The organism is Vibrio sp. V43_P6S15P86, assembly GCF_009904725.1.
Lineage (GTDB): Bacteria > Pseudomonadota > Gammaproteobacteria > Enterobacterales > Vibrionaceae > Vibrio > Vibrio diabolicus.
In genome coordinates, this window is the sequence record NZ_WXWT01000473.1 from 1 (window position 1) to 6,370 (window position 6,370).

Consider the following 6,370-nt stretch of genomic DNA (forward strand, 5'->3'; position numbering starts at 1 on the left):
TTTCGAGTACAAAAAAAATATTTAATGTTTATCACATCCTAACCGCCTACTTAATTTAGAACATGATGATGAGGACCACAGCATGAAAATCGACAAAGTCGCGGGCGGTCATGTCCCACAAACAAAATTACAGCAAGCAAGCAAACAGCCTGTCGACATCGTCGAACAGAGCAAAGTACACGAGCCTGCATTTCAAGCGAATACCGTAGCGATAGATCGCGCTCAAGCTGAAATGGCATCACTACCTGATGTTGATATGGAAAAAGTAGAACAAGTACGTAACGCATTAGCGCGTGGCGAACTTAGCCTAGATACAAAAGCACTATCAAAGGCGATCATGCAATTCCATACAGGTCACGAGTAATAACACACTAGGAAGAGATCATGGCAAGCACAGTATCGCAGCGAATTCAACAATTTATTCGCTCAATACCTGAGGATATCAAGCTCTATCAACAACTTATCCCTTTGCTTCAACAGCAAAAAACGTTGTACTTAAAGTTTGATGGTGAGGCACTGAGCAATAATGTTCAGAAACAAATGCCAATACTCAATAAACTTAGCCGCTCAGCCAGTGATAGAAGCCAGTGTATGCGAGCGCTGGGGTTAGCGTGTAATGACGCCAGCGTAAAACGAATTTTCAATGCTTTGCCTGCCCAAATAGGTATGCAAGCTAGAAAACAATGGGCGCTATTGGAAACGTTGGTAAGTCAGTGCCAACAATACAATCAGAGCAATGGCCACAGCTCTGCGGCGTTCCATGAGTTGGTCAGTCAACTCAAACAACCTGTGCAACACACTTATGAAGATAAATCGTTCTAAACGATGTTCGTCTTGCCTACAGATTCAGTCGCCATCTCGGCTGAGTACTGTAGGCCTTTTTATTTTTATCGCCTTACTATCCTGCCTTTCAATCACCTGCCAGGCGAAACCAAGCTCAGCTGATATTCAAACGCAATATCAAGTTTTAGCCCCATACAAGCCACAAATTGCCAAGCGTCTCGATTCATCCAGTCCGGTGATTCATCACATTTTCAAACAACTGCAAAGCCACTCTTTACCAAAGAGTCTAGCCTTAGTGCCAATGTTGGAATCCTCTTACAACCCCAAAGCCGTTTCTCATGCCAACGCCGCCGGACTTTGGCAACTGATACCAGCAACAGCTCAACGATTCGGGTTGACTGTAGATACAAAACAAGACGATCGCTTTGACACAGAAGCAAGCACAGCTGCAGCACTCAAGTATCTGACGTTTTTATACAACAAATTCGATCAAAACATGGCGCTGACATTAGCGGCCTACAATGCAGGCGAAGGGCGTGTCGCACGCGCTATTCAGCGAGCAGGCAGTAACGACTTCCAGAAACTCACACTACCTAAAGAGACTCGCCAATACGTTAGTCGATTCTTCGCTCTGGAAAAGTTGATAGATATCGGTCAGTTACAATCCTCATCATTTCAACCTTTTCTCTTATTTACTTCAGATGCTCCGATGGTTTCGCAACCGCTGATCGACTTTAGTCCACTACCTCCGTTGGTCAATTTGTGATAAAAATCACGACAAAATCCAATGTCAGAAAAACGTAAAATTACAAGATCGTGTTCGGCAAATTTGAAAACTCGTGATCTCTATGCAAACGTGTGCAAAAAAGTTGAGGTAAGGTATCTCAAAGATAAGAAAGAGTAGTGGTTTATTAAAAGGTACCCAAATTGCGCTTGCCAATTGGGTAGATATGCGTCACATTGCGTTTGCAAAAAACATGAAAACCAATGGTTGGACCTAATAATTATTTACACACTAAATGTAAAACAGCTATTGTTTTCATAGTTCGAAACAAATTTAAAATATCAAGATGACGCTTCGCTTGCGCGTCTGGAATAAGTCCGGGTTCCGGGGGGGAGTCCGGACTTTTTTTATCGATTTAAAAGCTGACCTATCAACAGAGCAACGAGTGGGTAAGTCACTATGAGGCGAGCTAAGTTATTTATAGTAATTCTTTAGAAATCAACTGAAGCAAAAACGTTTCGCGCTCGATGCTCATGCCTTTTTTTGGGCTTTCTGCCATGGTCTTTTCATTGTGCGCTATCGCTTCGTGGATGTTCATCCATACTGGACGCATTCCATTTTTAACTTCATAGTCTTCATAAGCCGTTTCGCCTAACTCACGATCGATTTTACATGTATAGCAATACGACACCATGTGCATTACGTCAGCGTCGTCTTTGTACCAAGGACGAAACTCCTCAAAGATTCCGAAAGGCTTAATACCATGGATATTCTGCGCGCCGGTTTCCTCTTCTAGTTCACGAACTAGTCCAGCAATCACATCTTCACCATCATCAATACCACCACCTGGCAAAGTGTAGTCATGGTAACGCTCTGTATAGAGCAATAACACATCTTCACCATCTAGTACGATGGCGCGTGCCGCATTGCGCTGGAAAATAATTTTGTCGTCCAAGTGCTCAATGTCCGGATGAACGGTCGATTTTAAGTGTCTCATCGAAAATACCACTGTCATGTTTTGCGCGCATATTACCGAACTTCACGCTTTAAATCATCGTTGTCGGTCCAAATGCGTTCAAGACATTGGTTTGAACGCAACGGTTCTAACCTTCGTAACAATCCGCAACAAATAGAAGTGTGACGTGATAACCAGTAAAAGATGAGAATATCTAAATTCTTATACGTCCCTCTTACTTTTAACATCGATAAGACAATAATCTCTGAAAGTTGCCTATAATCAATACAATACTCGCCCACCCCATGCGGAGATAAAGAATGAAAAAGACAAATTTAATGATGGCTATGGCTGCAACGTTGGTACTGGCTGGTTGTTCAACTTACGAAGGTGCCACTCGCTCGACTGAGTATACCTCCGTCGCAAATCCTGCAGCCGTTTACTGTGTTCAGCAAGGTGGTGAGTTGGATACCGTTTCGGAAAATGGCGAACGTGTGACTTACTGCGTGCTGTCTGACGATAATCGTGTCGAGCAATGGGAATACTATCGCGACAATCATAAAGAAAGTGAGAGTGGCGACTACTAAATTTTTTTGTCGACACGTCAGATTCCCTCTATCACTTAGGAGCCTTTAGGCTCCTTTTTATTTGATTTATCAAAACTTTCTCACTTCATTTTTACATACCTCTGACTTTACCGCACATCGATACTATATCGAACAGTGTTCTATTCTTGACATTCCTCTGACATAACTTTCCACTTGGACAATAAAATCCCAAACACAGATCACACTAATTCACATTTCTTCCACATTTTCTGGAACAGGTGAGCAAGATGAAAACACAAATAGTAAAAGAAGCCGAGTCAGCCCCAAGCAACGTTGTTACTGAAGAGTCAAAGCGCATCATTTATAAATCGAGTTTAAGCGCATTGATGATTGTCGCTATCAGTATTCTCGTTAACCTCAGTCTTCGCCTTGATTATGTCGTGTTGGGTTCAAGCCTTGGTGAGCTTTCCATAACAGAAACACTCCAGCTTGTGATGCTCGCGATTGCATCATGGTCATTTTTTAGCCTATCTAAACAACAGCCTCAGCTAAAGCATGCGGCCATTTTGATTGCCGGCTTTTTCGCGGTGCTCATTATTCGTGAAACAGACTATTGGACAGACATGATTCGTCATGGTTCTTGGGTTTTCCCTGCGCTCGCTGTAACCGCACTGGCTTGCTCCAAAGCTTACCAAGGTGGTAAAGGTACCATGAACGAAATGGCGACCATCTTAACGGTGCCCCACATGAAACTGTTAATTGGTGCCGTGATGCTATTGTTGGTCTTCTCTCGCTTGTATGGCATGGGCAGTTTTTGGCAACAAGTGATGGACGAGAACTACATCCGTGATGTTAAAAATATTTCGGAAGAAGGCATGGAACTCCTTTGCTACTGTTTGATCGCATTGAGCGCAGTCCGTACAAAACGCGAACTTAATGAATAGACTCAGGATCCAAGCGGCGGTTCAATGCAGTTAATATCGGATGAACGATCCTTAACGCTTGTTCCGCAGCTCCTACAGATTCATCCAAGGCAGTCATTTCGACGGCCTTTTTCATGTCTTCAATCTGTTGCAAACTATCTTTATCGAGTGGTAAAGCGAGCAATTGCTGAATGGCATGTCTCGCGATCATAAGCGGCTTCTTTCGGACAACCGATAAGTCTCGTAAAAATGCTCCCTGCTTGACCCCTTCTAAATAAACTCGGTAAGTCGTGAGTTCATCCAGTAATAAAAATGCCGCTGCCATAGGCCCTTTATGTGGGTATGGTACGCTGATATGTTTGTTGATATCTAATGGTAAGTTGAGAGTAACGCCCATGGATGCGCACTCAGATTTTAGTACTCGTAATAATCCCTGCTCATCCATCAAGGTTTGGATTTCTATGATTCGCTCAAGGTGGTAGTCATTCGACAACAAGGTGACCTCAACCGGACGCGCTGACCATAACTGGAACAAACCATTATCACACAAAACACGAGAAGCGTAACGCATGTTCTGAAACGTATTCAAAGAGCGATTTTCTAAAAGTACTTGATGTTCAGGGAACGGATGCACAGCGACCGCATTTAGAGATTTAAAATAACTGTACATTGCATCTGCTTCAGAAATGCGTTGACCTTGCGTTAATCCACCACAAAAAATAATCGCCGTTCGCTCTGTCGGCAATGACGCAATCGTATTAGATAAGGCTTCGACTCTTGTTACCCCTTCAACGGTCAATCTGCTATTGACGAGGCGTTTACCTAAAACAATGACCACATTGTCTAACTTCATTTCAAAATCTCGCGCTTAGTTGGCAGTGTTACAAAAATCTTCTTTCACTCCCGGCCTACAGGCTTTAACATCTAGTTAACAACTCTGTTCTAGAGACCTTTATAAAGGTTCACTGCTAAAGGAAGTCAATTATGCTGTCGATTTTCGATATATTTAAGATTGGTGTCGGGCCTTCTAGCTCCCACACTAATGGTCCTATGCTTGCCGGATTCCATTTCACTCAACTAGTTAGCGACTCTATGGCGAAAGTGCATCGGGTGCAAGTGGACCTTTATGGCTCATTATCGCTCACTGGTAGAGGGCACCACACAGACCGAGCCACTGTCCTTGGTTTGATGGGAAATAAACCCGATACCATCAAAATGAGCAGTGCCAAAAGTGCGCTACAAAATACCATAGACAATAATACGCTCATGCTCGCCGGTACACACCAGATTGAGTTTAGCTACGACCATGACATCGTCTTTCATAGCGACAACCTTCCCTTGCATGAAAATGGCATGACGATTACGGCATTAGACGCTGCTGGAGATCAAGTAGCGTTTGAAATTTATTACTCCATTGGGGGCGGATTCATCGCCACCGCCGACGAACTAGAGAACGGCACGCAACAAGATGAGGTCGCAGTACCATTTCCGTTTACATCCGCAGATGAGATGCTGGAAAAAGCCGAGACGAACGGTTTCAGCTTGGGAGGCATGATCCTCCAAAACGAACTCGCATTTCGCTCAGACGAAGAAATTAACCAAAGAGCAGAGCAAATTTGGAAAGTGATGTCGCTCTGCATGCAACGTGGCTTCGATACGGAAGGGATTTTAGAAGGTGGTCTCAATGTCACTCGTCGTGCACCAAACCTTTTGAAGAAGCTCGAAGCCAACGCTGTAGTTGAGAATGATCCAATGGAGATCATGGATTGGATTAACCTCTTTGCCTTTGCGGTTAGCGAAGAAAATGCAGCTGGCGGACAAGTCGTTACTTCTCCAACTAATGGCGCTGCGGGGGTGATTCCGGCGGTATTGATGTACTACCATCGCTTCATCAAAGAGCTTGATATTAAACAGCTGAAAGATTTTCTTGCAGTCGCTGGCGCTATCGGCATCTTATACAAAACTAACGCGTCAATTTCCGGCGCCGAAGTGGGTTGTCAGGGAGAGGTCGGGGTATCTTCATCCATGGCAGCCGCTGGTTTAACGGCACTCAGAGGCGGCAGTAACGAGCAGATTTGTATTGCTGCGGAAATTGCGATGGAGCATTCATTAGGAATGACTTGTGACCCGATCGGCGGCTTGGTTCAAGTGCCTTGCATTGAAAGAAATGCCATGGGCGCAATGAAAGCCATTAATGCCTCACGTATGGCATTAAAGCGCACGAGCAAATGCCTTATTTCATTAGATAAAGTTATCGAAACCATGTATCAAACTGGTAAAGATATGAACAAAAAATACCGTGAAACTTCCTTAGGTGGCTTGGCCGTCATTCATATGGCACCGCCATGCGAATAGTCAAATAAGCCCGCTATATCATTGCTGGCGATGCACTTCGTCAGCAATTTCCTTTCTCGCAAGACCTCTTTTTATTTACCAG

The 6,370-nt window shown here is 43.9% G+C and carries 8 protein-coding genes; 6 read left to right on the forward strand and 2 right to left on the reverse strand.

What is annotated here, in order from left to right:
* Nucleotides 1-82: 82 nt before the first annotated feature.
* The 3 genes from flgM to CAG69_RS21205 are packed head-to-tail and all read left to right on the forward strand — an operon-like array spanning nucleotide 83 to nucleotide 1,549.
* Nucleotides 83-364, forward strand: coding sequence for a flagellar biosynthesis anti-sigma factor FlgM (flgM, locus tag CAG69_RS21195; protein ID WP_005395308.1), 282 nt, complete (start codon nucleotides 83-85; stop codon nucleotides 362-364).
* Nucleotides 365-384: 20 nt separating this feature from the next.
* Nucleotides 385-822: a flagellar export chaperone FlgN gene (gene flgN / locus CAG69_RS21200; RefSeq protein ID WP_161446103.1), complete on the forward strand. Its 438-nt coding sequence runs from the start codon at nucleotides 385-387 to the stop codon at nucleotides 820-822.
* Nucleotides 803-1,549 (forward strand): lytic transglycosylase domain-containing protein, encoded by a 747-nt coding sequence (locus CAG69_RS21205; RefSeq protein WP_161446105.1) that lies wholly within the window; start codon nucleotides 803-805, stop codon nucleotides 1,547-1,549. The genes flgN and CAG69_RS21205 overlap by 20 nt, the downstream gene beginning before the upstream one ends.
* A 436-nt stretch (nucleotides 1,550-1,985) precedes the next feature.
* Here the strand turns inward: CAG69_RS21205 and CAG69_RS21210 are convergent, their stop codons facing one another.
* Nucleotides 1,986-2,504, reverse strand: coding sequence for an NUDIX hydrolase (locus tag CAG69_RS21210; RefSeq protein ID WP_005395311.1), 519 nt, complete (start codon nucleotides 2,502-2,504; stop codon nucleotides 1,986-1,988).
* A gap of 278 nt (nucleotides 2,505-2,782) precedes the next feature.
* Here CAG69_RS21210 and CAG69_RS21215 point away from each other — a divergent pair, with 278 nt between their 5' ends.
* Both CAG69_RS21215 and CAG69_RS21220 read left to right on the forward strand, forming a co-directional pair.
* Entirely contained in the window at nucleotides 2,783-3,049 is a 267-nt protein-coding gene (locus CAG69_RS21215) for a putative hemolysin (RefSeq protein ID WP_005395313.1), read from the forward strand.
* Nucleotides 3,050-3,297: 248 nt separating this feature from the next.
* Entirely contained in the window at nucleotides 3,298-3,954 is a 657-nt protein-coding gene (locus CAG69_RS21220) for a hypothetical protein (RefSeq protein WP_161446107.1), read from the forward strand.
* Here CAG69_RS21220 and CAG69_RS21225 read toward each other — a convergent pair.
* Nucleotides 3,944-4,786, reverse strand: coding sequence for a YdcF family protein (locus CAG69_RS21225; RefSeq protein ID WP_161446109.1), 843 nt, complete (start codon nucleotides 4,784-4,786; stop codon nucleotides 3,944-3,946). The genes CAG69_RS21220 and CAG69_RS21225 overlap by 11 nt on opposite strands.
* Nucleotides 4,787-4,917: 131 nt before the next feature.
* Here CAG69_RS21225 and CAG69_RS21230 point away from each other — a divergent pair, with 131 nt between their 5' ends.
* Nucleotides 4,918-6,288 (forward strand): L-serine ammonia-lyase, encoded by a 1,371-nt coding sequence (locus CAG69_RS21230; RefSeq protein ID WP_161446110.1) that lies wholly within the window; start codon nucleotides 4,918-4,920, stop codon nucleotides 6,286-6,288.
* Nucleotides 6,289-6,370: the final 82 nt, after the last annotated feature.

Coding starts and splice junctions, on each gene's coding strand:
- CAG69_RS21220 (WP_161446107.1), top strand. CDS start 3,298: ATGAAAACACAAATAGTAAAAGAAGCCGAGTCAGCCCCAAGCAACGTT.
- CAG69_RS21230 (WP_161446110.1), top strand. CDS start 4,918: ATGCTGTCGATTTTCGATATATTTAAGATTGGTGTCGGGCCTTCTAGC.
- CAG69_RS21205 (WP_161446105.1), top strand. CDS start 803: ATGAAGATAAATCGTTCTAAACGATGTTCGTCTTGCCTACAGATTCAG.
- flgN (WP_161446103.1), top strand. CDS start 385: ATGGCAAGCACAGTATCGCAGCGAATTCAACAATTTATTCGCTCAATA.
- CAG69_RS21215 (WP_005395313.1), top strand. CDS start 2,783: ATGAAAAAGACAAATTTAATGATGGCTATGGCTGCAACGTTGGTACTG.
- CAG69_RS21225 (WP_161446109.1), bottom strand. CDS start 4,786: ATGAAGTTAGACAATGTGGTCATTGTTTTAGGTAAACGCCTCGTCAAT.
- flgM (WP_005395308.1), top strand. CDS start 83: ATGAAAATCGACAAAGTCGCGGGCGGTCATGTCCCACAAACAAAATTA.
- CAG69_RS21210 (WP_005395311.1), bottom strand. CDS start 2,504: ATGAGACACTTAAAATCGACCGTTCATCCGGACATTGAGCACTTGGAC.